Annotated in this window: 17 protein-coding genes, 1 tRNA gene and 2 pseudogenes; 14 read left to right on the top strand and 6 right to left on the bottom strand. The window is 65.2% G+C overall.

The window, feature by feature from the left end:
• The first annotated feature begins 200 nt into the window (after positions 1–200).
• From K9U41_RS01475 to K9U41_RS01455, 5 genes are all read left to right on the top strand, one after another.
• Positions 201–1,184, top strand: coding sequence for a SphA family protein (locus tag K9U41_RS01475; protein ID WP_282639079.1), 984 nt, complete (start codon positions 201–203; stop codon positions 1,182–1,184).
• Positions 1,185–1,293: 109 nt separating this feature from the next.
• A complete protein-coding gene (locus K9U41_RS01470) occupies positions 1,294–2,727 on the top strand; it encodes an MFS transporter (protein ID WP_282639078.1) in 1,434 nt (477 codons plus the stop codon).
• Between the two features lie 112 nt (positions 2,728–2,839).
• Entirely contained in the window at positions 2,840–3,850 is a 1,011-nt protein-coding gene (gene gcvA, locus K9U41_RS01465) for a transcriptional regulator GcvA (RefSeq protein ID WP_282639077.1), read from the top strand.
• Between the two features lie 539 nt (positions 3,851–4,389).
• Complete coding sequence (locus K9U41_RS01460; RefSeq protein WP_282639076.1) at positions 4,390–5,859, top strand: aldehyde dehydrogenase; 1,470 nt, start codon at positions 4,390–4,392, stop codon at positions 5,857–5,859.
• Between the two features lie 28 nt (positions 5,860–5,887).
• Positions 5,888–7,387 carry a benzaldehyde dehydrogenase gene (locus K9U41_RS01455; protein WP_282639075.1) on the top strand — a complete coding sequence of 500 codons (1,500 nt, stop codon included), beginning with the start codon at positions 5,888–5,890 and terminating at the stop codon, positions 7,385–7,387.
• A 63-nt stretch (positions 7,388–7,450) separates the two neighbouring features.
• Here K9U41_RS01455 and K9U41_RS01450 read toward each other — a convergent pair whose 3' ends face one another.
• Positions 7,451–8,059, bottom strand: a complete 609-nt coding sequence (locus K9U41_RS01450) for a TetR/AcrR family transcriptional regulator (protein ID WP_282639074.1) — start codon at positions 8,057–8,059, stop codon at positions 7,451–7,453.
• 462 nt (positions 8,060–8,521) lie between these two features.
• On the opposite strand from K9U41_RS01450, the gene K9U41_RS01445 reads away from it, so the two are divergent.
• The 7 genes and pseudogenes from K9U41_RS01445 to K9U41_RS01415 all read left to right on the top strand — a co-directional run bounded on the left by K9U41_RS01445 (position 8,522) and on the right by K9U41_RS01415 (position 14,097).
• On the top strand, positions 8,522–9,592 hold the full coding sequence (locus tag K9U41_RS01445; RefSeq protein WP_282639072.1) for an aromatic ring-hydroxylating dioxygenase subunit alpha: 1,071 nt from the start codon (positions 8,522–8,524) through the stop codon (positions 9,590–9,592).
• A gap of 13 nt (positions 9,593–9,605) precedes the next feature.
• Positions 9,606–10,334, top strand: a complete 729-nt coding sequence (locus tag K9U41_RS01440; RefSeq protein ID WP_282639070.1) for a GntR family transcriptional regulator — start codon at positions 9,606–9,608, stop codon at positions 10,332–10,334.
• A gap of 54 nt (positions 10,335–10,388) precedes the next feature.
• On the top strand, positions 10,389–11,426 hold the full coding sequence (locus K9U41_RS01435) for a PDR/VanB family oxidoreductase (RefSeq protein ID WP_282639069.1): 1,038 nt from the start codon (positions 10,389–10,391) through the stop codon (positions 11,424–11,426).
• Between the two features lie 266 nt (positions 11,427–11,692).
• Positions 11,693–11,908, top strand: a pseudogene (locus K9U41_RS01430) (efflux transporter periplasmic adaptor subunit); the annotation flags it as partial.
• 76 nt (positions 11,909–11,984) lie between these two features.
• Positions 11,985–12,698, top strand: a pseudogene (locus K9U41_RS01425) (MFS transporter); the annotation flags it as partial.
• Between the two features lie 59 nt (positions 12,699–12,757).
• Positions 12,758–13,213 carry a hypothetical protein gene (locus tag K9U41_RS01420; protein WP_282639098.1) on the top strand — a complete coding sequence of 152 codons (456 nt, stop codon included), beginning with the start codon at positions 12,758–12,760 and terminating at the stop codon, positions 13,211–13,213.
• A gap of 44 nt (positions 13,214–13,257) precedes the next feature.
• Positions 13,258–14,097, top strand: a complete 840-nt coding sequence (locus tag K9U41_RS01415; protein ID WP_282639068.1) for a universal stress protein — start codon at positions 13,258–13,260, stop codon at positions 14,095–14,097.
• A 275-nt stretch (positions 14,098–14,372) separates the two neighbouring features.
• Here the strand turns inward: K9U41_RS01415 and K9U41_RS01410 are convergent.
• A tRNA-Arg gene (locus K9U41_RS01410) sits at positions 14,373–14,449 on the bottom strand.
• A gap of 563 nt (positions 14,450–15,012) precedes the next feature.
• Complete coding sequence (locus tag K9U41_RS01405; RefSeq protein ID WP_282639067.1) at positions 15,013–15,687, bottom strand: GntR family transcriptional regulator; 675 nt, start codon at positions 15,685–15,687, stop codon at positions 15,013–15,015.
• Between the two features lie 401 nt (positions 15,688–16,088).
• On the opposite strand from K9U41_RS01405, the gene K9U41_RS01400 reads away from it, so the two are divergent.
• A complete protein-coding gene (locus tag K9U41_RS01400; protein ID WP_282639066.1) occupies positions 16,089–17,459 on the top strand; it encodes a malonyl-CoA decarboxylase in 1,371 nt (456 codons plus the stop codon).
• Positions 17,460–17,522: 63 nt separating this feature from the next.
• Positions 17,523–19,052 carry a malonate--CoA ligase gene (locus tag K9U41_RS01395; protein WP_282639065.1) on the top strand — a complete coding sequence of 510 codons (1,530 nt, stop codon included), beginning with the start codon at positions 17,523–17,525 and terminating at the stop codon, positions 19,050–19,052.
• A 107-nt stretch (positions 19,053–19,159) separates the two neighbouring features.
• Here K9U41_RS01395 and K9U41_RS01390 read toward each other — a convergent pair whose 3' ends face one another.
• The 3 genes from K9U41_RS01390 to K9U41_RS01380 form a co-directional block, all read right to left on the bottom strand.
• Positions 19,160–20,044 carry a transglutaminase family protein gene (locus K9U41_RS01390; protein ID WP_282639064.1) on the bottom strand — a complete coding sequence of 295 codons (885 nt, stop codon included), beginning with the start codon at positions 20,042–20,044 and terminating at the stop codon, positions 19,160–19,162.
• A 116-nt stretch (positions 20,045–20,160) separates the two neighbouring features.
• Positions 20,161–22,728, bottom strand: a complete 2,568-nt coding sequence (locus tag K9U41_RS01385; RefSeq protein WP_282639063.1) for a circularly permuted type 2 ATP-grasp protein — start codon at positions 22,726–22,728, stop codon at positions 20,161–20,163.
• Between the two features lie 448 nt (positions 22,729–23,176).
• Complete coding sequence (locus K9U41_RS01380) at positions 23,177–26,578, bottom strand: DUF2126 domain-containing protein (RefSeq protein WP_282639062.1); 3,402 nt, start codon at positions 26,576–26,578, stop codon at positions 23,177–23,179.
• Between the last annotated feature and the right edge of the window lie 107 nt (positions 26,579–26,685).

The raw sequence follows: 26,685 nt of genomic DNA, 5'->3' as shown, positions 1-26,685 counted from the left end.
AGATTTATCATGGTATAAATTCATAAAAATTACGCAATACGTTTAATTATTACAAATTATAAGTTGTTCCGAGTGGATTTTGCACAAACGTCATATCCGAAATTATACTGTATAATATGAACAAAAATTCTGTACGCCGACGCGTATCAAAAATAATTCAACCCGATGGGAAGAATATAACCGGACTTTGGGAGGGGACCTTGAAGGAACTATTCGACAAAGGAAGTCTGTCATCTGCGATCTTTTGTGTCGCGTTGGGGCTGGGAGCGCCTGTGGTGCATGCCGCCGAATCCATTTCGCCGGCAGGCCCCATTGGAGGGACGGACATCCGCTCGGCCCTCCTGCCGCCGCCCGGCAACTATGGCGCAGCCGTCGCCGGAGGCATCGACCTGACGGGATGGTATACGGCTGATGACTGGCTGCCCGCGACCGGAAATGTGGAGTTCGGCGGCTTGGGATGGCTCCATGTCTATGACCTTGACGTATTGGGTGGCCGCCTCGCGTCTTCCATCTTCGTCGGTGTTCAAGAGACATGCTTCGGCTTGACTGAAGCGACCAAGCGTTGTGCACAGGGGCTGCGTGACACCTATTCGGACATCTTCGTCTGGAGCAAATTCGTCCCGAGCGCAGACTTCGCCAGTCAACCCCCTGCGCCGATCCCGATTCCATACGGAACAGCTTTCCTCGTGGGCTTCGGGATGAACTTCCCGACAGGCGCATACAATGCCGAGCAGGGGATCAATATCGGGTCGAATTTTTACACATTCTCGCCAAATATTGGTATCACTCATACCACGAAAAGCTGGCTTGGCCCGACTTTTGGAGACGCGACAGAATTCAGTGCGCGGATGTTCTTCAATTTTTACACCGAAAATACGGAAACAAACTATACGACTGGCCCGGTGATCAGTCTCGATTTCGCGCTGACAGAAAGAAAAGGCCCTCTTCAATACGGGCTTACCGGAACTGGATTTCGGCAAATTTCAGACGACACTTTGTTTGGAGTCGCCGTTGGTAACAACGGAAACCGAGCAAGCGCGGTTAATATCGGGCCGCTTGTGGCCTACGACTTCTTCGTCGACCAGCGACCCTTCAACATCATGTTCAAGGGCCTCTTTACGGTGTGGGGAGAAAACAACACAGAATCGATGGGTCTTACGGTCCGCTTGGTCACCAAGCTCTAAATAACGATCAGCGCAGGCTGGCCTTCAGGCCGCTTTCGCTCTTCATGGTACCCGTGTCCGAATGACCAATAAGAGCTGAAACAGACAGCCATATTTTTTGGAGGAAGAAATGAAAATCATGAATAACGATGGTGGACCGCCGGCAGATCGTGAGCGTACAACCATCGGATACGTGAGCTGGGCGCTCATGGAGGCTGGCCGCGTACCCTATATTCTTCTTGTCAGCATTTTTCTCTTTGCGCCCTATTTTACTGAGCACGTGGTTGGTGATCCCGTGAGAGGGCAGACGCTCTACGGCTTCGGGGTCATGGCCTCAGGTCTCGCCATCGGCCTCGCCGCGCCGTTTATCGGGGCCATTGCCGATCGCGGCGGTGCGCGAAAGCCTTGGATCGCATTCGGTGCCATGTTGATGGTACCACTGATGGCGAGCCTGTGGTTCGTTTATCCTGGCGGTCCCATCGGCGTCCTTCAGGCGCTGCTCCTTCTCGGGGTTCTCAATTTTCTGATCGAATACAATATTCTGTTTCAGAACGCGATGGTCACGACTGTCGCGCCACCGAACAAGCTGGGTTTCGTCTCAGGTCTCACGGGGGCACTGGGCCAGGGGTCGTCGCTGATCCTGACCCTATTGGTCCTCGTCTGCTTTACCCTGCCGGGGCGCTCGAACTGGACCTTTTTCTCGGAGCCGCTCTTCCACCTGAGCCAAGCGTCTTTTGAGGATATCCGGATCGTTGGACCGCTGACAGCGGTGGGGATGGCTTTCGGCGTCGGCATGCTGCTCGCCTTCTCTCCCGACACGCCGCGCAGCGGCATAACGCTGATCTCCGCTATGCGCAGCGGCCTGGTGGAAGTAAAGAAGACATTGTCCCACCTCAAATCCTATCCCGATGTCGGCCGCCTTCTCATCGCCCGGATGTTCGTCAACGACGCCCTTGTCGGCGCTCTCATGTTCTACGGCATCTATGCCGCGGGCATCTTTGGATGGGGACCGACGGAACTCGCCATCATGCTTTTGGTGATGGCTGCCGGCGGTATTTTGGGCAGCCTTCTCGGCGGGCGCATGGATGATCGCTATGGCTCGAAGTTCACTCTGTCTTTCGGCGTGGCCTGCGCCATGCTGTCCGTGCTGCTGGCTGTCAGCATCGGGCGCCAGGAAATCTTTTTCTACTCCGATCCGGAGCTGGCGCGGCCGGTCTGGGAAGGACCGATCTTCAAGACTTGGCCGGAACTCACCTACATTCTCATTTCACTGGTCCTGAACATTTTTGCCGCCATGTGCTTCATATCGGCGCGCGCGTTCATGGCCCGGCTTTCTCCGCCTCATCTCGTCGCCCAGTTCTTCGGGCTGTTCGCCCTCTCGGGAACGGCCACTGCCTTTCTCGCCCCGATGACGGTCGGAGTTGTAACCGCTGCGACCCAGAGTCAACGCATCGGCTACGGCTCGCTCGTGGTTCTGTTCGCGATCGGATATGCGCTCCTGGAACGCATCAGTGTGAATCCGAGAAGTCCCGCCCAAGTTCTGCGGCCCGAGACTGCGGGCTGAGAGTTGAGGCGTAGTCGCCGGACATTGGCCTGAGGCCGGAAGCGGTCTCAGGCTCTACCTCGCCTGAACGTAGGTCGGCCGCGCGGCGGACTGGCAATTGCGGAGACCGAACATGCGCATACCACCTCTCAACGCCCTTCGGACCTTCGAGTGCGCAGGACGCCACCTGAGCTTCGCTGCAGCAGCGCAAGAGCTGAATGTAACGCCTGGCGCGGTGAGCCGGCAAATCCGTACGCTCGAAGAGTTTCTTGGTATCCAGCTTTTCGTTCGCGCCACGCGGAAAGTCCAGCTCACCGCCGAAGGCAGCTCATATCTGAAGACCATCAGCGAAACCATCGCGCAGATTGCAGGAGCGACCGAGGCCCTCATGGATATTCCAGAAGGACAGCCATTGCGCGTGTCCACGTCGTTGACCTTCGTCTTGCGTTGGCTGACCCCCAGGCTGTTGTCGTATCATGCGATTCAGCCTGATCGAAATCTCCAGATCACCACGGCGCTCGGCCGCGTGGACTTCCGGTGCGAGCCGGTGGACGTCGCCATCCGCCTCGGCCAGGAGGACACGCCCCATGCCAAAAGCACGCAACTCTTCCGTCCAGATCTCGTGCCGGTTTGCAGTCCGGCCCTCCTCGACGGCCCTTTCCCGCTACGACGCGTGGAAGACCTGCGACACCACACGCTGCTCCATACTTCGGCGCGTCCCAACAATTGGAAGGTCTGGCTGAACGCCATTGAACAGCCGGATCTTTCGGGAGCGCAGCGGCTCCGTTTCGATAGTTCGAGTCTGGCCTACCAGGCGGCAGCGGAAGGGCTCGGGGTCGCCGTGGGCCAGGTTCAGCTGCTGATAGACGATCTGGCCAGCGGCAAGCTTGTCGTCCCCTTTCCCACCTTTGTCCCTGACACGGACAGCTACAATTTGCTCTGGTCCGATCGCGCTGGCCGCAATGCTGTATTGACACGTTTTCGCGGCTGGGTGCTCGCCGAGGCACGTGCCTGCAATATCAAGGCGCAGGAGATCGCGGGTGTAATAACCTCGTCCAAACCCATCACGACGGACCGGAGCGGCCACTATTCGGCGCCGGTCAAGTCTTCTGCCCTGCCCATACACCCCTTTCGTGCTCAATGATGAAACGCTCCGGTCGATGGGGCATTGCCCGCCACGTTGCGCGCGCAAGGAAGCGCGGCGAGCGCACACGGGAGGCCATCAGTGAATTTTTCTCACTTAAAATGAGAATAGCTCGGTTGACCGCCAGGCCCTGAAATGTCCAAATCCGTCGCGTGAAGTGATGAAGAGCAGATAGCAGATAGTATAAGTTCAGAACCCCGCGCTTAGAGCGCGATCCGTGCAAATTGAACCAATTTGCTCGGTGAAGCGTCCTCTAAAACGGCGAAGGAGCACGCGCCGCTATGGATGAAAAGCGAAAGCGATGCAAAACCTTCGCAAAGAGCGCTGCCTCACCGATGATCGCGCCTTCCAGAGCCGCTGGTAAGCCTCCGCCCTTGGGCGGGCAAACAGCATCCACTGCCCACGGGCGGGGGTGGTACCTGCGTGTGACTGCGTGCTGGGGTTGCCGCCCGTTGGCTCTCACCGGAGCAAACGTTTCAAAGCTCGCCTGAGCCCGAGACCGATAGCCACAATCGGCTGCGGGCGCGAGGGAGGACTATGTGAAGATCTACAAGATGTTCATCGATAACGCTTGGGAAGACGCGGCCTCAGGCGAACGGATCCCATCCCTTGAACCTTGGTCCGAGCAGGTGTGGGCAAGCATTCCCCGGGGTGACACCAAAGATGCCGACAGGGCGGTGCAGGCGGCCCACGCAGCGCTGCAAAGCCAGCCATGGGCTGGCATCAGTGCCACCGCGCGTGGCGCGCTCATGCGGCGTCTCGGCGACATCCTCACGCGTGATGCCGGCCATCTTGGGCGGATCGAAGCTCAGGACAACGGCAAGCTCCTTGCCGAGATGCAAGCCCAAGCCGCTTATCTCCCACAATATTTCTACTATTATGGCGGGCTCGCGGACAAGCTCGAAGGTACGGTGCCCCCCGTCGAACGACCCGGATTCTTCACCTATACGAGACACGAGCCGATCGGGGTCGTCGCGGCTCTCACGCCTTGGAACTCTCCCCTGTTGCTCGCTGCAAATAAGATCGCGCCGGCGCTTGCGGCCGGTTGCACGATTGTGCTCAAGCCGTCGGAGCACGCTTCCGCCTCCGCCCTCGAATTTGCGCGGGCGGTTGAGGAGGCGGGATTTCCGCCCGGCGTCGTCAACGTTGTCACGGGCTATGGCGCGGAGGTGGGGGATGCGCTCGTGCGCCATCCGCTCGTCTCCAGGATTTGCTTCACGGGCGGGGAGATTGCCGGGCGCGCCATCAACGAAGCCGCGGCCAGGGGCTTCAAGCATGTCGACCTCGAGCTCGGCGGAAAGTCTGCCAATATCGTCTTCGCGGACGCCGATCTGGAGGCCGCGGCCAACGGCGCCATCGCCGGTATCTTCGGCGCTTCCGGCCAGAGCTGCATTGCCGGATCCCGCCTCCTAGTCGAGGACAGCATCTATGAACGTTTCATCGAGAAGCTCGTCACAATGATGGCTTCGGTCAAGGTCGGCGATCCGTTTGATCCGCACACGCAGATCGGGCCGATCACGACCAAGGCGCAGTATGACAGGGTCAACGATTATATCTGCGTTGGCCTCGCCGAGGGCGCGCGCCGCCGCCTCGGCGGCGACAATCCCTTCGAGAGAGGATGGTTTGTCCCCCCCACCATCTTCTCCGAGGTCACCAGTGAGATGCGCATTGCGCGCGAGGAGATCTTCGGGCCCGTCCTTTGCGTGATGAGGTTCCGCGACACCGAAGATGCAATCAGGATCGCCAACGACACCCTCTATGGGCTGGCTGCTGGCGTCTGGACGCGCGATCTTCGCCGGGCATTTGAAGTCTCCAACCGCCTGGAGGCCGGCACCGTCTGGGTAAACGCCTATCGCGCGCTCAGCTACATGGTGCCCTTCGGCGGCTACAAGAACAGCGGGCTCGGCCGCGAGAACGGCATTGATGCGATCCGTAATTTCGTCCAGGTCAAGAGCGTCTGGATGAACTATGCCGCCCCGGTGGCCAATCCGTTCGTCATGAAGATTTGAAGGCGGAGCTGCCGACGGTTCCACCCCGGTGGGGAACAAGAGAATGTTGGAAACGAAAGGATCGGCCGTGAACGCGACGAGCGAAGTGCACCCCTGGCACTGCAAGGGCTGGAGCGGCGGATGGACCACGCTTTCCGGCGGCACCATCCAGGTGGAAGAACCCGCCACCGGAGATCTTCTTGCGGAGGTGGGGCGGGCTTCGACGCAGGACGTGCGACGCGCTGCTCGCGCCGCGCGTGCCGCGCAACACGGGTGGATCGCCCTGCCGTACCAAGAGCGCGGCGCCAGCTTTCGCCGTGCCGCGACCCTCGTGGAAAGCCGCGCCGCGCTCATTCGCGATTGGATCGTGCGGGAGACCGGGGCCGTAAAGCTCAAGGCCCAGTTCGAGATCACGTCGGTGGTCCATCTTCTCCACGAGGCTGCGGCCGTCCAGACCCAGCCGCGGGGCCTTGTCCTACCCGCGGACGGAGGCAGCCTTTCCCTGGCGCGGCGTGTCCCGCACGGCGTAGTAGGCGTCATCACACCCTTCAATTTTCCCTTCATCCTCACGGGCCGGGCCATCTTAGCAGCACTCGCGATGGGGAATGCCGTCGTTCTGAAGCCCGATCCGCGCACGCCTGTCTCCGGCGGGCTGCTGCTGGCTTCCATATTTGCGGAAGCCGGCCTACCGGAGGATCTTCTGCACGTGCTGCCGGGCGACGTGGAAGCTGGCGAAGCCCTCGTCGCGGACCCCGACATTGCCATGATCTCGTTCACCGGCTCCACGGCAGTCGGGCGCAAGATCGGGGCTTTGGCAGGTGGCCACCTGAAGAAGGTGGCGCTGGAGCTGGGCGGGAAGAATGCGCTCATCATCCTCGATGACGCCGATCTCGACCGGGCCGTTTCGAATGGTGCCTGGGCCTCCTGGCTCCACCAGGGCCAGATCTGCATGAGCGCGGGACGCCACCTTGTCCACAAATCCCTCGCCGAGGCCTATGCCGAGCGGATGGCGGAAAAAGCCCGCGCGCTGCCGGTCGGCAACCCGTTCACTGAAGAGGTGGCTCTCGGGCCCCTCATCAACCGTGTCCAGCTGGAGCGCGTACGGAGGATCGTCGACGACAGCATCGCGGCCGGCGCGCGGCTGCTGGCCGGCGGGCCGGGGCAAGGAAATTTCTTCAATCCCACGGTGCTCGACCGCGTGACACCCGAAATGCCTGCGTTCCGAGAGGAGATCTTCGGCCCCGTAGTATCGATCACCGCCTTCGAGGACGACGAACAGGCCGTACGTCTCGCCAACGACACCGAGTATGGCCTGAGCGCTGGCATCCTCAGCCCATCGATTGAACGGGCGAAGAGAATTGCCGATCAACTGAATGTCGGCCTGCTCCACATCAACGACCAGACGGTGCACGATGACGGCACCATGCCGATGGGCGGCTTCGGTGCCTCCGGCAACGGCTCGCGTCACGGCGGACCGGCCAATTGGGACGAATTCACCCAGTGGCAATGGATGACCATCAAGGAGAAGCCACCGCTCTACCCGCTTTAAGGGCCGCGGATGCTCTCGTTGGGCAAACCGCGACACCAACCGTTCCGTGGAGGTCTTGCGGAATTACCGTTTCTTAATCTGAAGGCCCTTAGCCCATTGGTCGGCGAGCGCGTCGATGATCTGCTCCCGGCTAGCGGGAAAGGCTCCTGAAAGCCAAAGAAACACCACGCGGTCCATCTGCGCGCAAAGAAGGAGGAAATTCATTTCGGCTTCTCTGCGATGCTTCGCCATCCGCTCGAGGCACCGAGGAACAGCGCCGAGATACTCGCGCATCCCGGCAAGCCACTCGCCCGCCAGTTCCGGCTCCAGGGCGACGGCCTGGTTGGAGGCGATGGTCAACCGGCGGTCCGCCTCCCAGCTATCGAGCATCTTTTCGATCCAAGCGCGAATGTCGCCGAAATCGGGTGAAGCGATGTTGTCGAGTTCCTCCCAGAGGGCAATCATCTTGGGCTGCTGAATCTCCTTCCAGCCCGCCACCAGGGCTTCCGCCTTGGTCTTGAAATGCAGGTAAAATGTCGCCCGGCTGGTGCCCGCCTTGTCCACCATCTCCTTGATGGTCGACAGGTGATAGCCCTTCTCCGAAAAGACGTCGAAGGCCGCTTTGAGGAGCCGCTCCCGGGTCGCCTTCTGCTGCTCGTAACGAAGTGTTGGACGACCTTCACGACTTAGCATGGGACCTCTATCTCGTGGGCGCTGGAAACCTCGGCCGCGGCGCCAGGGTCGGACCGGAGCCCGGATCCGCTCGCGAGCGCCGGCCAGTGGCAGAAACTTCGAGCCGCTGCCGGGCATTTTGCCCTCTAGTACACAATCCGATCAAATGAAACCGTCGGGCGACCCTCCGCCTTGGCCGGTGAAGCGCCCGCCAAGTGATTGAACAAAGGCGGAACAGGATCTTTCCTTCGTCGGACGACCAATCTTGATCGATCAGGAAGCGAGCCAGGATCCAAAAAAGGCGACCTTCGAAGCGTGAGCCTGTCGATCTCCGTCAATCCATGCTCCGAGTACGTCGTCACGGGCCAGGCCACCGACCTACAGCTCCTCACTTCTCACCGGCACGACACGAACGAGCGCTTGAGCCAATCTGCGCTGCATGGTATGTATACATAAAGGATACAAACTGTGTAGGAGGAGCCCATGAATACCTACTCCACTTTCCCGGTCAACGCTTGGTATGCCGCCGCCTGGGACGCCGAGGTCAAGCGCGAGCTTCTTTCAAGAGTCATTTGTAATCAAAAGATTGTCCTGTATCGTAAGGAGAATGGAGATATCGCCGCGCTGCAGGATGCATGCTGGCATCGCCTTGTCCCACTCTCCATGGGACAGCTAAAGGGGGACAATATTCAATGTGCGTACCATGGTATTGTATTCAATGACCAGGGAAACTGCACGTTCATGCCGTCGCAGGACACCATCAATCCCGCAGCGCAGGTGCGCGCCTTTCCGGTCGTGGAGCGACATCGTTTCATCTGGGTATGGCCCGGCGATCCCGCTCTCGCCGACCCGGCATTGGTGCCGGACCTGCACTGGAACCGGGATCCCGCTTGGGCAGGGGACGGCAAGGTCATCCATGCAGCCTGTGACTACCGCTTGATCGTGGATAACCTTATGGATCTCACCCATGAGACGTTCATCCACGGCAGCAGTATCGGCAACGATGCGGTAGCCGAGGCCCCCTTCGACGTCACCCATGGCGAGAACACCGCCACGGTCACCCGGTGGATGATCGACATTGATCCCCCGCCGTTCTGGCGGGCTCAATTGGGCAAGATCCAGAAGAATGTCGGCCGCGTGGATCGCTGGCAGATCATCCGCTTCGAGGCGCCCTGCACGGTCGCGATCGACGTCGGCGTCGCCCCGACCGGCACCGGTGCGCCGCAGGGCGATCGGCGTGAAGGCGTGAGCATGTTGGTGATCAACACCATCACGCCCGCGACCGAGAAAACCAGCCACTATTTCTGGGCCAATGTCCGCGATTACGGGATCGCCGAGCAGCGCATCACCACCGAAATCCGTGATGCCATCACCAAGGTCTTTCGTGAAGACGAGATCATCGTCGAAGCCCAGCAGCGCGCCATCGACGAGAATCCCGACCACGCTTTCTACAATCTCAACATCGATGCCGGAGCCATGTGGGCGCGACGCATCATCGACCGCATGATCGCCGAGGAGCAGGCGGGTATTTTTCTCCCCGCGGCTGCCGAATAGGCACGGCCCTCCCATGTCCCAATCGGTCAACACGCTTTTGCGCCTGCGAGAGCTCATCCTCAACGGCGAGGTGCGGCCAGGCGAACGGGTCTCGGAACTGTCGGTATCGGACCGGATCGGCGCCTCCCGCACGCCGGTGCGGGCAGCGCTGATGCGGCTAGCCGACGAGGGGCTGCTCGAGAGCCTGCCGGGCGGCGGCTTTGCCGTGCGCAGCTTCACGGAACGCGACATTCGCGATGCCATCGAAGTGCGCGGCACTCTCGAAGGCCTCACCGCGCGCATCGCCGCCGAGCACGGTGTCGCCGAAGGCACGCTCGCCGATCTGCGTGACACGATCGCGCGTATCGACGATCTGCTCGGAGACGACCGCGGCGTCGAGGCTACATTCGCGGAATACGTGGTGCTGAACGAGCAGTTCCACACTCTCCTCGCGGAGGCGGCGGACAGCCCCATTCTCGCCCAGAGCCTGGGCCGGGCGGCGGCACTGCCCTTCGCATCACCGAGCGGCTTCCTTCAAGCGCAAAGTGTGCTGCCTGAGGCACGCCTGATCCTGACCCTGGCCCAGGAGCAGCACCGCGCCGTGGTGGAAGCCATCGCCAATCGCGAGGGCGCCCGCGCCGAAGCCCTGATGCGTGAACATGCGCGCCTCGCGCGGCGTAACCTTGAGCTGGCGCTACGCGATCGCACCATCCTGCAGCACATTCCCGGCGGAGCCCTCATCCGCCGCCGCCAGCGGACTTAAGCCGCCCGCTCGCCAGATACCGCGTCGAACATCAAGAAATCTGGAGGAAAAGCCATGCGAAAGAGCACGGAGTGGATCACCGTTGCCATTAAAGCCACGCGGGAGGTCGCTCCCGGCATCCGGGAGTTTACCCTGGAGCCAGGAGGCGGCGCAGGCGCCTATCCGACAGGCAGCCACCTTCAGGTTCAAGCGGTGATCGAGGGGAAGAGCGCCATCCGTCACTACTCTCTCATCGGCGACGCACCGCGCGATGGAACATGGCGGATCGCCGTCAAGCGCGAGGATACCGGTCGCGGGGGCTCGCGCTACATGTGGTCCCTTCCGGCGGGTGCGCGGCTTCAGGTCACCAATCCCGACAGCCAATTCCAGCTCTCGCGCGATGCGAGCGAATATCTCCTGATCGCGGGCGGCATTGGCATCACCCCAATCCTGGGAATGGCCATGGCCCTTAAGCGACGCGCCGGACGCTTCCACGTGCTCTATCTAGGCCGTTCGCGCACGGCGCTGGCCTATCTGGATGAACTACACGCACTGCTTGGAAATGATCTCCACGTCTTTACGGACGACGAAGGGCGAGCAGACGTCGCGGCCGAGATCGCTCGCCTGGATCCCGAAGGCGAAGCCTACATCTGCGGCCCGCTCGGCCTTCTGGAAGCCGTGCGCCGCGCTTGGCAGCACAGTGGCCGCAGGAGAGACCGGCTACACTATGAGACCTTCGGCTCCAGCGGACGCTTTGCCACGGAACCCTTCACCGTCTGCGTGCCCCGCCTCGGCGTGACGGTGGAGGTCCCCGCCGGAACCACCATGCTGGACGCTCTTGAAGCTGCCGGCGTCCGTGTCCTCAGCGATTGCCGGCGCGGAGAGTGTGGTCTTTGCCAGATGGAAGTGCTGGAACTGTCCGGCAGCCTCGATCACCGTGACGTCTTCTTCTCCGATGCAGAGCATGCTTCCAATCACCGCATCTGTGCCTGCGTTTCGCGCGTCTCAGGGGGGACGATCGCGGTGGAGCCCGCCTGGCGTGGAGACGAGCGCTTGCTTTCCGGGTCGGAACTGCGGGCTTCGCGGTTGGTGGCCTGCGCAGCACCTGCTTGACCCGCCATTGGCGGAAGTCACCTCGCGACCGGAGCCTGTCTGGCACCCCCCGCTTTCGCCGCGCCGACCACGAGCAGCACCGCACCGGGAACCACCGCGCCAACGCCCTCCGGCGTGCCCGTACAAATCAGGTCTCCGAGGCCTCGAAAAAAGCGAGCCGCTCCTGCAGGGGCCGATCGTGAATGCGGATGAGAAAGGCCGGTTCCGCACCCTCCGCCTGGTGGGTGACGGCGGCGAAGACGGGGCGGAGAAGGTGTCGGCGGGTCCTGCTCGCCAACATCAACCCGACCTTCAACTGGGTGCGCCTCGCCCAGCGCGTGCCGGTGCACATCGCGCTGGAGGACGTGCCGCCCGACATCCGCCTCGTGGCCGGCCTCACCGCCACCGTGGAGATCGAGACTGTCTCCCCTGCGGCCGGCAAAGCCATGCTCGCGGACACGCCGAACGCCCGGTCCGCGCAGGCCTCCCGGCCGGCCCGGTGAGGGCGGTGCGCCTTGCTGCCGGCGGGTGGCCACAAGGACCGTTCCGCCTTCAGCCGCGGCATGAGGACGGAATGCCATGACTGTTTCCGTGAATGCCGCGCTGACATCAGGGCACCCGAAGGGGGACGCCCCGCCCGGCGCGACGGTGCCGCTCTGGCTGCTGGCGCTCCTGGCCTTTTCCGGCACTCTCGCCATGCACGTCTTCGTGCCGGCGCTGCCCATCGCCCAGGCGGATCTCGGCGGCGGGATGGCGGCCATGCAGCTCACCATCAGCCTCTACATCCTCGGCCTCGCCGGCGGGCAGCTCGTCTACGGGCCGCTGGCCGACCGGTTCGGGCGCCGGCCCGTATTGATGGCGGGGCTCTCGCTCTACACCTCCGCCGGCCTCGCGGCCATGCTTGCGCCGAGCGTCAACGCCCTCATCGCCGCGCGGCTCTTCCAGTCCCTGGGCGGCTGCGCCGGGCTTGTGCTGGCGCGCGCCATCGTGCGCGATACCTCCGCGCCGGCGGACACCACCCGCGGCCTCGCCTTGATGAATCTCATGATCACGGTCGGTCCGGGCATGGCGCCGCTGGTGGGCGGCCTCCTCGCCGATGCGGCGGGATGGCGCTCCATCTTTCTCGCCTTGACCCTGCTCGGCGTGGCCAACCTCCTGCTCACCTGGCGTCTCCTGCCGGAGACCGGACGGACAACCGAGGGCGCCGCCATCGGTCTAATGGAGAGCTACGGCCAACTGTTGCGGGCGCCAGCCTTCTGGGGCTATGCGGTGGGCGGCGGCTGCGCCACCACCTCCCTCTATGGCTTCGTCGCGGCGGCCCCCTCATCTTCATCGGCGAACTGCACCAGCCCATGGCCCGCGTCGGGGGTTATATCGCGCTCCTGGTGCTCGGCGTGTGGGTGGGCAGCGTATTGGCGAGCCGGCTCATCGCCCGTGTTTCCGTCGGCCGCCTGCTGGTGGGCGCCAATGGTGTCAGCGTTGCCGCCGCCTTTGTCCTGCTCGCCGTCGTGCTGTGCGACCGGCTTACTGTGCCGCTGGCCATCGGCACCGTCTTCACGTTCTCCGTGGGCGTGGGCACCGCGGCGCCCGCCGCGCTGGCCGAAGCCCTCAGCGTCAATCCCCGCGTCGCCGGCTCCGCCTCGGGGCTCTACGGCGCCATGCAGATGGCCGTCGGCGCCCTGTGCACGGCTTTGGCCGGTGTCGGATCCGACCCGGCCCTGGCTGCCGCTCTCGTGCTTGCCGGCTCCGGCATCATCGCTCAAGCGGCCTTCTGGATGGCCGGGCGAGCAAGGCGCGCGGCCGCGTAGAGCAGCCGCACGATGCGGCGAATGGGCATCACAGGGTAAGATCCATGGATATCAAGACAATCGCTGTTCTCATTGATACCAGTCCGTCGCGCGAAACGCGGGTGGATTATGCGACCAATCTCGCGCGGCGCCACGGCGCGCACCTCATCGGAATCTTCCTGCTTCCCCCGGACATCGGCGGGGGGCTGGCTGCCTCCCACGTCCGCGGGCAAGCGGCGATCGCCAACCTTCTGCACCATCAACAAGCCCGCAAGGACGACCTGATCCGCGAAGCGCGGGACATCTTTGAAAAGCACACCGCCCGGCAAGGTGTGCCCTGCGAATTCCGTGTCCACGCTCCCCGCGGAGAAGATGAACGCCGCCTCGGCGCCCTGCACGCGGATCTCGTTGTCGCTGCGCCTCCAAAAGATTCTTGGCTCGACGACGGGCCGCCAGCCGATGTGGTGCAGCTTGCGACCGGCGTCCCCTTCCTGCTCGTGCCGGAGAACTGGCGCAACATTGAACCACCACAGCGCATTCTCATCGGCTGGAATGCAAGCCGGGAATCGCGCCGGGCCATCGGCGACGCCCTGCCTTTGCTGGCGCTCGCGTCATCGGTAACGGTGCTCATCGTGGACCCGCAGGCAAGTATCCCCGCGGGAGAGGAGCCCGGAGTGGAGGTGGCAATGTTCCTGCTGCGCCACGGTGTCCGCCTGACCGTCGATCCCGTGCAGTCACACGGGCGGGCGATCCCCGAGGTCATCTTGGAATACGCTGCGTCCAATGAGCACGACATGATCGTGCTCGGCGCTTACAGCCATGCACGCGCCCGGGAGATCGTGCTCGGCGGCGTGACGCGTTCGCTCCTGGCGCATTCGCCGATCCCCTTGCTCATCTCCCATTGAGCTGATGGAGATCCGGGCAAAGGCGCGATTGAGGCGAGGCTTGGCTCCAACCGGCCCGGCTAGCGGGTTGCTTGCAAGGACGCGACCGTGATCTTGACCGAACCGGACAAATTGCCGGCGATCTCAAAACAGCCGGCGTCTCTCAGCAAAGTCGCCTGAAAATCCTCGTTATTTCAGTTAGCTATATGGTCCGCTGGGGAAGATTCGAACGCCCGAACCCCAGACTCGTCGCTCAAGGACCAGCGCCCCGCAGCAAGACCAACTATGGGTTGTAATGGCGCACCCGACACGATTCGAACGTGTGGCCTCCGCCTTCGGAGGGCGGCGCTCTATCCAGCTGAGCTACGGGTGCCTGCTGCTTACGCAGTGCTTACTCGGGTTTCTTGCGAAAGTGAAGCCTTCGGCCCCGATCTCGCAAGTCATTGAATTTAAAACCGCTTCTCTCCACACTTTTCACATCAGCCGACTTGACACGTGCCTTCGGAGGGCGGCGCTCTATCCAGCTGAGCTACGGGTGCCTGCTGCCTGCGCAGTGCTTACGCGGATTCCCTGCGAAAGTTAAGCCCTTCAGCCAATCCCTCGCAAGCCATTGAATTCAAAAACGCTTCTCTTCACACTTTTCACGCCAGCCGATTTGACACTGCCTTCGGAGGACAGCGCGCGATCGAGCTGGGCTAAGGTGCGTGGCGGGGACGCCAATTCGGTCTTCATACTGGAAGCCGGCGCGGGCGGCAACAGGTGTCGGGACGGGCGATCGCGGCATCCCCACTCATGGCGAATGGACCTCCTGAACCGCGGCCTTGCCGTCTGATTCGGCATGAAGACATGCGAGCGCGGCCAGCGCCCGCACACCTGCGCGAGGACAAGGACAAGCCCGACGACAAGGACAGGGAGCCGGCCGGAAACATCCGCCGGCTACCCGGGCGCGGCCAAAGCCTCGGCTTCCGCCTGCAAGGCCGCGAGCAGGGCCATGAAGCGCTCGCCCTGGACCAGAACATGGGCGCGCATCCGCTCCGCGGCCTCCATGCCGTCGCCGGCAGAAAGCGCCGCCATGATGGCCTCGTGCTCGGCCAAAGAGGTCTCCATGCGGCGCGGCACATGGAGTTGCAGCCGACGATAAGGCTGCAACGCCCGTTGCAGGCGCAGGGCCTCGCCATGGATCACGCGATTGCCGGTGGCGGCATAGATGGCGGCGTGGAACGCCGCATTGGCCGAATAATAGGCGCAGGAATCCCCCGACGCGACCGCCGCGCCACAGGCGGCAAGGGCGCCCGCGAGGGTGGCGCGATCCGCGGCCCCCATGCGCTGGGCGGCGAGGCGCGCGCAGGCGGCTTCCAGTTCCGCCATCAGTTCAAAGGATTCCAGCAGCTCGCGGGGGCCGAGCAGCGCCACGAAGGCGCCGCGGCGCGGACGGATCTCGATCAGTCCCGAAGCGGAAAGCTGGATCAAAGCCTCACGGATCGGCGTTCTCGACACGCCGAAGCGCTCCGCCAGGCCCACCTCGTCGAGCTTCTGGCCCGGCCGCAGCCGGCCGGAGACGATGTCGTCCTCCAGCGCCTCCCTGAGCCTCGGGGTCTGCTCGCCGCGCACCGTCCGCCTCCATTCGCTCCGGAAATGCCGCGCCGGCGCATAGAATGCAATAATATATATCTTGCATACAAGATTCTTGACAGGCAATCCAATCTGCTTTTGATTCAATGCATGTTTACGGCAGAGGTCGCCATGCCCTTTCCTGCCTCGCGGGGTCTTCCGCGCGCCACCTCATCCCAACGGCCTCCTGTCTTTGAGCGCTGCCGAGAGGGCATCGCTCAGGCGCCGCGCCGGCGTGACCCAAGGGCAGATGAGCCGCCTCACCGGCCGTTGGTGTCGCCCGGACGCTCTCAGCCGAAAGAGATGGAGCGTGCGGCGCACGCGCGCCTTGCCATCGCCGGCTTCCCGCATTCCCATAGGCGCTTCGGCAGCGGGCTCTGAGACCACGGCGGGGCGATGCGATGAGTTCCAACACGACCTTCTTCGGCGATCTCCTCACCTCCATCGCGGAACGGGGGCGCTCGCTCCTCGACCGGTCGAGCCGGGTGTCCGGCGCCACCAAGGCGGCGACCCTGGTGGAGCGGTGCGAGCAGTTGCTCTCCGGCCGCGGCGAGGCCTCCGGCGTGGCGCTGGCCTCCGACATTCTCGACCGCTACGCCCGCATGAAGACCGGCGAGCGCATCGCCTTCTTCGAAGCGCTCGCCGAAGCCTTCGGGCCGGACCGCACACGGCTTGAAAAGGCCATCGAGAGTTACGGCCGCACCGGCTCGGACGCGGCGGCGGCGGAGCTGCACCTCGCCAGCGAGCCGCGGCGGCAGGAATTGTTCCGCCGGTTCAACCTCGGCCCCGGCGCAACCCTCTCCCTCGTGCGCATGCGCGAAAACCTCATGGACGCCCTCGTCCATCGCCGCGATCTGGCCGCCGTGGACCGGGATTTCGGGCACCTCTTCTCATCCTGGTTCAACCGGGGGTTTCTCGTGCTGCGCCGCATCGACTGGTCGACGCCCGCCAACGTGCTGGAAAAGATCATCCGCTATGAGGCGGTGCACGCCATCCGCGACTGGAACGACCTGCGCGCCCGCGTGGATACGCCGGACCGGCGCTGCTACGCCTTCTTCCACCCGGCCCTCGTGGACGAGCCGCTGATCTTCGTGGAAGTGGCGCTGACCAAGGACATTCCGGGCGCCATCGCCCCGGTGCTGGACCAGTCGCGCGCGCATCTGGAGCCCGAAAAGGCCACCACCGCGGTGTTCTATTCCATCTCCAACTGCCAGCGCGGGCTCGGCGGCGTCTCCTTCGGCAATTTCCTGATCAAGCAGGTGGTGGAGGAGATTTCCCGCGAGATCCCCTCGCTCTCCACCTTCGTCACGCTTTCGCCCGTGCCCGGCTTCCGCGCCTGGCTGGATGCCGAGCGCAAGGCGGAGAACTCCCCTGCCCTCACCGCCGCCGACCGCGAGGCGCTGGCCGTGCTCGATACGCCGGATTGGGCCGAAAAGGTGGAAACGCGCGAGGCGCTGGCGCCGGTGTTTTCAGCGGCGGCGGCGTATTATTTCCTCGTCGCCCGCACCGCCAAGGGCAAGCCGGTGGACCCGGTGGCACGCTTCCACCTGGGCAATGGGGCGCGGCTGGAACGCATCAACCCCATGGGCGACCTCTCGCCCAAGGGCATCGCCCAGGCCGCCGGGCTCATGGTGAACTACCGCTATGTGCTGGCCGACATCGAGAAGAACCACGAAGCCTTCCTCGGCAAGGGCGAGGTGGTGGCGAGCGGACCCGTGAAAAAGCTGCTGAAGGCCGAGGCCGCCAGCCGCGCCCTCGTCCCCACCACCTGAGGCGGATCGACCCAAAAACGGATCGGCCCTTCGCAAGACAGGGCCGATGGCACGAGAGACACGATGAGCGAAAACCATCTCTTCGGCGCCATCCGCGCCGCCATGCCTGCCCTCTCCACCCCGCTCGCCACCCTCGCCGACGGGCGGGTGGAGACCTATGGCGACGCGCTGGCCCTCTCCGCCCGCCTTGCCCATTTGCTGGTGGCGCGAGGGGTGAAGCCCGGCGACCGGGTGGCGGTGCAGGTGGAGAAATCCTGGCCGGCCCTCGCGCTCTATCTCGCCACGGTGCGGGCGGGTGGCGTCTACCTGCCGCTCAACACCGCCTATACGCTGAACGAGGTGGAATATTTCCTCTCGGACGCGGAACCCACCGTGTTCGTCTGCCCGCCTCACATCGAGGCGGACGCCCGCGCCCTGGCGACCCGCCTCGGCGTGCCCTCCATCGAGACCCTGGGCGCCGACGGCACCGGGTCGCTAACGGACGGGGCGGCGCACCTGCCCGCGGATTTCGCCGACGTGCCGCGCGGGCCGGAAGACCTCGGCGGCATCCTCTACACCTCCGGCACCACGGGCCGCGCCAAGGGCGCCATGCTGAGCCACGACAACCTCTTGTCCAACGCCCTGACGCTGAAGGACGAATGGCGGTTCACGGGCGACGACGTGCTGCTCCACGCCCTGCCCATCTTCCACACCCACGGGCTGTTCGTGGCCTCCAACATCGTGCTTCTGGCCGGCGCCGCCATGGTCTTCCGGGCGAAGTTCGATCCGCGCGAGGCGCTGGAACTGATGGCGGCGGGCACGGTGACGAGCCTGATGGGCGTGCCCACCTTCTACACCCGCCTCCTCGACCAGCCGGGCCTCACCAAAGAGGCGACGGCGAAGATGCGCCTGTTCGTCTCCGGCTCGGCGCCGCTTTTGGCGGAGACCCATCGCGCCTTCTTCGAGCGCACCGGCCACGCCATTCTCGAGCGCTACGGCATGACCGAGACCGGCATGAACACCTCCAACCCCTATGACGGCGAGCGCATCGCCGGCACCGTGGGCTTCCCCCTGCCCGACGTTTCGCTGCGCGTGACCGATCCGGAGACCGGGCGGGTGCTGCCCACCGACGACATCGGCATGATCGAGGTGAAGGGCCCCAACGTCTTCAAGGGCTACTGGCGCATGCCGGAGAAGACGGCGGCGGAATTCCGCGACGGCTTCTTCATCACCGGCGATCTCGGCAAGATCGATGCGAAGGGCTACGTGCACATCGTCGGCCGGGGCAAGGACCTCGTCATCACCGGCGGTTTCAACGTCTATCCCAAGGAAGTGGAAGGCGAGATCGACGCCATTCCCGGCGTGGCGGAAAGCGCGGTGATCGGCGTGCCCCACCCCGATTTCGGCGAGGGGGTCACCGCCGTGGTGGTGAAGGTGGCGGGCGCCAGCCTGACCGAGGCGGATATCCACGCCGCGCTGGAGCACCGTCTCGCCAAGTTCAAGCAGCCCAAGCGCGTGTTCTTCGTGCCGGAGCTGCCGCGCAACACCATGGGCAAGGTGCAGAAGAACGTGCTGCGCGACACCTACAAGGACATCTTCCGCGCCGTGGCGTGATACCCGTGCCCATGAGCTCGTCTCATGAGCATGGGTCAAGCCCGCGCGGCATTTGAGCGTTACCCACTTGGCATCGGTCGAAGACCGAGCCGATGGTATAGGCTACCTCACCGCACCACGGGGGCCACGTCCACGCCCACGGACAGGCGATGGTCGCCGGAGGTGACGATCACCCCGTCCACCGGCGCCACATCGGCATAGTCGCGGCCGACCGCGAGGATGATGTGGTCGTCCCCCACCGCAATGTCATTGGTGGGATCAAGGCCGATCCAGCCGGCCTCCGGCCCGCACCAGATCTCCACCCAGGCATGGGTTGCGTCCGCCCCCTCGAGGCGCGGCTGGCCTTCCGGCGGGATGGTGCGCAGATAGCCCGACACATAGCGCGCCGGCAGGCCGAGGCCGCGCAGGCCGGCAATCATCACCTGGGCGAAGTCCTGGCACACCCCGGCCCTGGCGGCGAACGCCTCGTGGGGCGGGGTGGCCACATGGGTCGCGCCGGGCTCGTAGGTGAAATCCTCGTAGACCCGGTGCATCAGCTCCAGCCCCGCCTCCAGCACCGGGCGGTCGCCGCGGAAGCTGGTGGCGGTCCACTCCGTGATATCGGCGTCGAGCGGCACGGCGCGGCTCGGAAACAGGCCGTGGGCCGCAGCATCCGGACCCAGGTCCGCCTCCTCCAGCGCCGCGGCGCGCACATCGTCCACCAGCAGCGTCTCGGCCGGGTCCGGCAGGGCGGTGGAGGTCACGTCCACGCGGCTGCGGGTGGTGAGCGAGAGATGGTCGTGGGGCTGGTCCAGGGTGAGCCAGGTGAGGCCGTTGCCGAAGAAGTCGATGCCGTGCTCCAGCTCCGCCGGATCGGGATCGATGTCGAGGATATGGGCGATGACGTGCTGGTGGCCGATGCGATCCACCGGCGTCATGCGCAGCACCTGCCGCACCACCCGGACGGGCACCTGATAGCTGTAGGTGGTGGTCTGGCGGATGTCGTAGAGCATCTGTCCCTTCCTCGCGGACCCCTCGGACGCAACACATCCGGGATCCCCTTTGCTCAATCGCCGCGTGGGCTGCGCGCTTGCAAGAAGCCCTCAGATGAAGCGCTCGGATGGACCGCTCACATGGAAAGCGAGTGGGTCATCTCCGGGGAATGACCCTGGAGGAAATAATGGGCGGCGATCTCGTCGGAAAGCTCCATCAGCATCTTTTCCATGGCGTCGAACCAGGCCGGCTCGAAGCTCTCCGCCGTGCTCGCGGCCAGCTCCGCCTGCATGCGGGCGACCAGGCGCTCCCACAGCGGCGGCGGCGCATCCTGGTCGCGGCCCGGCAGCACCTTCAGGTGGTTGGCCATGCGGTGCACCTGGAACGCCACCGAGCGCGGATTGTCCGGATCAAGCAGCACCAGGTCGAGCACCGGCCCCCGCGCCTCCATCATCACGTAGCGGGTGCGGTAGGTGATGAGGCTGTCCGCCACCTGGAGCAAGGCATCGAGGGAGCCGAGCGGCGCGCCCATCTCGCCGAAGGTGCGGGCGAAGCGCAGGGTGCCGATGGCCCGCTCGGTGCGCCGGCCCAGCTCCAGAAACCGCCAGCCGGTCAGCCGGTTCATGTTCTCGGAGGCGAGGCCGTAGAAGGCGGCGATGATGCGCAGGGCGGCATCCGCCCGCTCCGCCGCATCCGCCTCGGACGGCGCGCTGGGAATGGGCGCATCCACGCAGGCCTCAAGGTCCACCAGGGCGCGCCAGGCGTCGGGTGAGAAGCGGTCGCGGATCACCGATGCCGAGGCCCGGGCCGCCTGCACCAGTTGCGGCAGGGCGCCGGGCACGTCGCGGCGGGTGAGCACCGCCACCGCATAGCGCGCCGGCGTGGCGCGGGCGAGATCGCGCGGCATGGCGCCCCAGGCGCCCAGAAGGCCGAGCAGGCGCGTGACCAGGGGGCTGGTGCCGCTGTCCCCGCTCTCCGCGAGCCGCCCCACCAGCACCCGCGACAGCCGCAGGGTCGCCTCGGCGCGCTCCACATAGCGCCCGAGCCAGAACAGGTTGTCCGCCGCCCGGCTCGGCAGCGTGCCGGAGGAGCGGCGCACCTTCACGTTGGCGGAGCTTGGCAAAAGCGTGGTGTCCGCCACCTCGGCCTCGGCCAGCACCCACACGTCCGCCGAGCGGTCGCCCTTCTGCATGGAGACGGCGCGGGCATCGGGAGCGGAGGAGATGCGGCAGAAGCCGCCGGGCATCACCGTCCAGCCCTTCTCGGTGGCGGCAAGGAAGACGCGCAGCATGAAGGGGCGGGGCGTCAGCTTCTCGCCGGTCCACACCGGGGTGGTGGACAGGCGCGCGATGTCCTGGCCCACCACGTCGCCGCCGCGCCGCGCCAGCAGGGTGGACAGCCGCCGCCGGTCGATGGCGGTCAGGTCGGCGCCCAGCACCGAGCCGCCGTCCGGCAGGCCCGGCAGGGCGCGGCCGAAGGCCGAGGAGATGACCAGCTCGTCGAGATGCTCCATCACCTGCGCCCGTTCCGCGGGCTGGCCGCACCACCAGGTGGCCACATGCGGCAGCTTCAGGGGCCGGCCGAACACGCGGGTGGCGATGCGCGGCAGGAAGGCGAGCAGGGCCGGCGCCTCGATGATGCCGGTGCCAAGCGCATTGGCCAGCGACACCCCGCCCATGCGCACCGCCTGCACCAGGCCCGGCACGCCGAGGCGCGAGCCGGAATTCAGCTCCAGCGGATCGGCGAAATCGGCATCGAGCCGGCGCAGCAGCACGTCGATGCGCCGCAGCCCCGCCACCGTGCGCACATGGAGCGTGTCGCCGCGCACGGTCAGGTCCTCGCCTTCCACCAGCAGGAAGCCGAGATAGCGCGCCAGCAGCGCGTGCTCGAAATAGGTCTCGTTGAGCGGACCCGGGCTGAGCAGGCCGATGCGCCCCTCCCCGGTCCGGTCGAGCTTCATCAGCGAGGTGCGCAGCGCCTGGAAGAAGGAGGCAACCCGCTGCATGTTGAGGTTGCGCGACACATCCGGCAGGGCACGGGTGGAGGCGAGGCGGTTCTCCAGCGCATAGCCGGCGCCCGATGGCGCCTGGGTGCGATCCGCCAGCACCCACCAGCGGCCATCCGGACCGCGCCCCACATCGGCGGCATAGACCCGCAGGAAACGCCCGCCCTCGGGCTTGATGCCCACCAGCGGCCGCAGGAATTCGGGGCTGCCGGCCACGGCGGCGGCGGGCAGGTCGCCGTCGGCGACGAGATGGCCGGCGCCGTAAAGGTCCTGGAGCACCACTTCCAGCAGTTCGGCGCGCTCGATGAGGCCGGCGGAGAGCACCTGCCAGTCCGCGTCCTCGATGAGCAGCGGCATGTGGCTGAGCGACCAGGGCCGCTCGCCGCCGCCGGTATCGTCATAGACGCGGTAGAAGACGCCCGAATCGCGCAGGTAGCGGTCGGCGGCGGAAAAGCGCCGGCGCAGCTCTTCGGAGCCGAGTTCCGCGAGGGCAGCGAGGAAGGGCATCCAGTGGCGGCGCGGCTGGCCGTCCTGGTCCATCATCTCGTCGCGGATGCCGGGCAGGGTCCGGTAGCCTCCGATGAGGCTTTCCGCCGCCGCCCGTTCGAACACCTCGCTCCGCTGCTCGGCCCCCGACACGATCACCCCTTCCACGGCCGGATGCGTTTTGGGCGGAATGTCCGCAGCGATTCCGTCCAAAATCTCAATCCGCCTCTAAACCTATGAGAAGAGAACATTTTACCGATCAAATTGCACCGCAATCCGATGGCAGCCTGCTCACGGTGCCCGGCGTTCCCGAACACCCCATTATGACCGCCCCGACGCCGGATGCACTCTTCTTTGGAGGAGGTCGAGAACGTCTCCTGCGCGGGACACCTCGGCCGGCCCCGGGTTTGACCGGCCTTCGGTGTGCCGAAAGAGGCCGGGTTGCAGGCCAATGCGCGCCCGCCCAGACGGGAGCGATCCGAGCGATCGATGCACCAGCCTCTTGTTTTTATTCAATTTTCAACCCGCCAGGTGGGTCATCCCATCGTGTCTCCCGCCTGGTCCGGCCGACACCGGACCGCACGGGCAAACCCGCGGCACCGAACCCCATCGCCTCCCTTTGCGGGGATGGCGATGGGGCGCAGCTGCGGCCGGTGGGAGCCTAGGCGCCGATGGGGCGGCGCAGGTCGAGGGTGGTGGGGAACTCGTCCGGCGCGTTCTCCTCCGGCACCGGCGTGGTGCCGGGCGTGTGGCCGTAATCCTGGAAGCGGGCGAGGCGGCGCGCCTCGGCTTCATAGGAATTGACCGGGAAGGTCTCGTAGCTGCGTCCACCGGGGTGCGACACGTTATAGCGGCATCCGCCGCGCGAACGCTCGCTCCAGGTGTCCACCACGTCGAAGGTGAGCGGCGCCTGGACCGGGATGGTGGGATGCAGGCCCGACCAGGGCTGCCACGCCTTGTAGCGCACGCCCGCGACGAAGGTGCCGTTGCGGCCGGTCGGCGCCAGCGGCAGCCGCCGCCCGTTGCAGGTGACGATGTGGCGGGCGGGGTTGAAGCCCTCCACCTTCACCTGCAGGCGCTCCACCGAGGAGTCCACATAGCGCGCGGTGCCGCCGACGACGCCCTCTTCACCCAGCACGTGCCAGCATTCGAGCGCCTGGCGGATCTCCACGTCCACGCCGCCCCGCTGCACCTTGCCATAGGCCGGGAAGCGGAACTCGAACTGGGCGCGGAACCACTCCGGATCGAAGCTGTAGCCGGCGTCCGAGAGGTCCTCCAGCACGTCCACGAAATCGGCCCACACATAATGGGGCAGCATGAAGCGGTCGTTGAGGATGGTGCCCCAGCGCGCGCACTTGCCGGTGACCGGCTTGTGCCACAGCCGGGCAACGAGGGCACGCAGCAGCAGTTGCTGGGCCAGGCTCATGCGCCAGTCCGGCGGCATCTCGAAGCAGCGGAACTCCACGAGGCCCAGGCGGCCGGTGGGGCCGTCCGGCGAATAGAGCTTGTCGATGGAGATTTCGGTACGGTGGGTGTTGCCGGTGACATCCACCAGGATGTTGCGCAGCAGGCGGTCCACCAGCCAGGGGGCCGGCGGAACCTCGGCACCCGGCAGCGGGATCTTGGAGAGCGCGATCTCCAGTTCGTAGAGGCTGTCGTGCCGCGCCTCGTCCACCCGCGGATGCTGCGAGGTGGGGCCGATGAAGAGGCCCGAGAACATGTAGGACAAGGAAGGATGGCGCTGCCAGAACAGCAGCAGGCTCTTCAGCAGGTCCGGACGGCGAAGGAACGGGCTGTCGGCGGGCGTGGCGCCGCCCACCACCACATGGTTGCCGCCGCCGGTGCCGGTGTGGCGGCCGTCCACCATGAACTTTTCGGTGCCGAGACGCGCCTGGCGAGCCTCCTCATAGAGGATGCGGGTGATCTCGACGCAGCCTTCCCAAGTATCCGACGGATGGACGTTGACTTCCAGCACGCCCGGATCCGGCGACAGGCGGATCAGGTGGAGGCGGTAGTCGAACGGCGGCGGATACCCTTCGAAATGAATCGGCGTGTTCAGCTCGATGGCCACCTGCTCGATGGCGGCGATGAGATCCAGATAGTCTTCCAGAACCTCCACCGGCGGCAGGAAGACGCACAGGCGCCCGCCCCGCGGCTCCACGCAGAGCGCGGTGCGGGTGTCCTCGGTGAACACCTGGGTGGAATTCTTGGCGAGATACTGGCGCACCAGCTCCTGCGCGCGCTCGCCGGTGCCGTAGGCCTCGGTGCGGGGCGCGATGCGATAGCGTTCGCGGGCATCGCTCGCCGGCTCACCGACAACATCGCCCGCCGGCTCGCCACGGTAGCGGCCGGTGAAGGCCTCGGCGTCGGGCAGCGGGTTGCGCGGCTCGAACGGGTCGGTGGGCACGATGTAGGGATAGCGCGTGGGCGCCAGATACAGCATGGATTCCAGCGGCAGCCGGTATCCGATCGGGCTCTCGCCGGGGATCAGGAACAGGAATTCGCGGCGGAAGGTCCAGGCTTCCGAGCGCCAGACCGACCCCTGCGGCGTCCGCACCCGCGCCAGCGGCAGCACCGAGCCGGTGGCGTTGGCGAGCCCCTGGTTGAAGGTGCGCGCCAGCATGCGGCGCTGCACCTCGTCGGCCATGCGCTCGTCGCCGGGGGCGATGTTCTCGGGAAGGCACTGCTCCTTCCACATGAAATAGATGTTGTCCTCGAACGCCGGGTGCACGAACTGCTCGCCCACGGCAAGCTTCTCGGCCACGGCCTTGCAGAACCGCTCGGCATCGGCGGCGGTGGCGCCGTAATCCACCTTCTCGTCCGCGATCAGGTCCTCGCGGGTCCAGATGGGCTGGCCGTCCTTGCGCCAGAACAGGTCGAACGACCAGCGCGGCAGCGTCTCCCCCGGATACCACTTGCCCTGGCCGTAATGCAGCACGCCTCCGGTGGAGAAACGCCTGCGCAGGCGGCGGATGAGGTCGTCGGCGCGCACCCGCTTCTGCGGGCCCAGGGCCTCGGTGTTCCACTCCGGCGATTCATAATCGTCGATGGAGACGAAGGTGGGCTCGCCGCCCATGGTCAGGCGCACGTCGCCGGCCTTGAGGTCTTCGTCCACCTTCTGGCCCAGCTCGTCGAGGGCGGCCCAGGTCTCGTCCGAGAACGGCAGCGTCACGCGCGGCGCCTCGGCCACGCGGGCGACGCTCATGTCGAAGCCGAACTCGGTCTCCGTCTTCTCCATCAGATAGCCGGTGATGGGGGCGGCGGAGCGGTAGTGCGGGGTCGCGGCGAGCGGGATGTGGCCCTCGCCGCAGAGCAGGCCCGAGGTGGGGTCGAGGCCGATCCAGCCCGCGCCCGGCACATAGACCTCGCACCAGGCGTGCAGGTCGGTGAAGTCCACGTCGGTGCCGGAGGGGCCGTCGAGGGCCGCCACGTCGGGCTTCAGCTGGATCAGGTAGCCGGAGACGAATCGCGCGGCGAGGCCGAGATGGCGCAGCACCTGCACCAGCAGCCAGCCGGTGTCGCGGCAGGAGCCGAGTTTCTTGGTGAGGGTCTCGTCCGGGGTCTGGACGCCCGGCTCCATGCGGATGACGTAGCCGATCTCCTTCTGGAGGAGCTGGTTGATCTCCACGAGGAAATCCACGATGCGGCGCGGCTCGAGCGAGACGCCGGCGACGAAGGCGTCGAAGGGGGCGCCCTCGTTCTCCAGCTCAAGATAGGGCGCCAGCTCCGCCTTCAGCTCGGGGGTGTAGGTGAAGGGAAAATTCTCGGCATAGTCCTCGACGAAAAAGTCGAACGGATTGAGCACGTCGAGCTTGGCGAGGAGGTCCACCTCGACCTTGAACTCCTCCACCTTCTCCGGGAACACGATGCGCGCGAGCCAGTTGCCGAACGGGTCCTGCTGCCAGTTGATGAAATGTTCGGCAGGTGAAATCTTGAGCGAATAGGCTGGGATCTCGGTACGGCTGTGCGGCGCCGGACGCAGCCGGATGGTCTGCGGCCCCATGGTGACCGGGCGCTCGTACTTGTAGCTCGTAACGTGATGCAGGCTCGCGAGGATCGACATATATGGCACCTGGTCCTGCGGGCTGTGGCCTTACGGGCAGCCCAAGGGGTGGGGTGGGCGGTTTCCGGCCAAGGTTAGACAAGGCCGTTATAGGGAGAAAGCGCGAC

Origin of the sequence: Xanthobacter autotrophicus (genome assembly GCF_029991245.1) — a bacterium.
In the GTDB taxonomy this organism is placed as follows: Bacteria; Pseudomonadota; Alphaproteobacteria; order Rhizobiales; family Xanthobacteraceae; genus Xanthobacter; species Xanthobacter autotrophicus_C.
The sequence above is the reverse complement of the archived record's forward strand: the minus strand, read 5'-3'. Positions and strand labels throughout refer to the sequence as shown.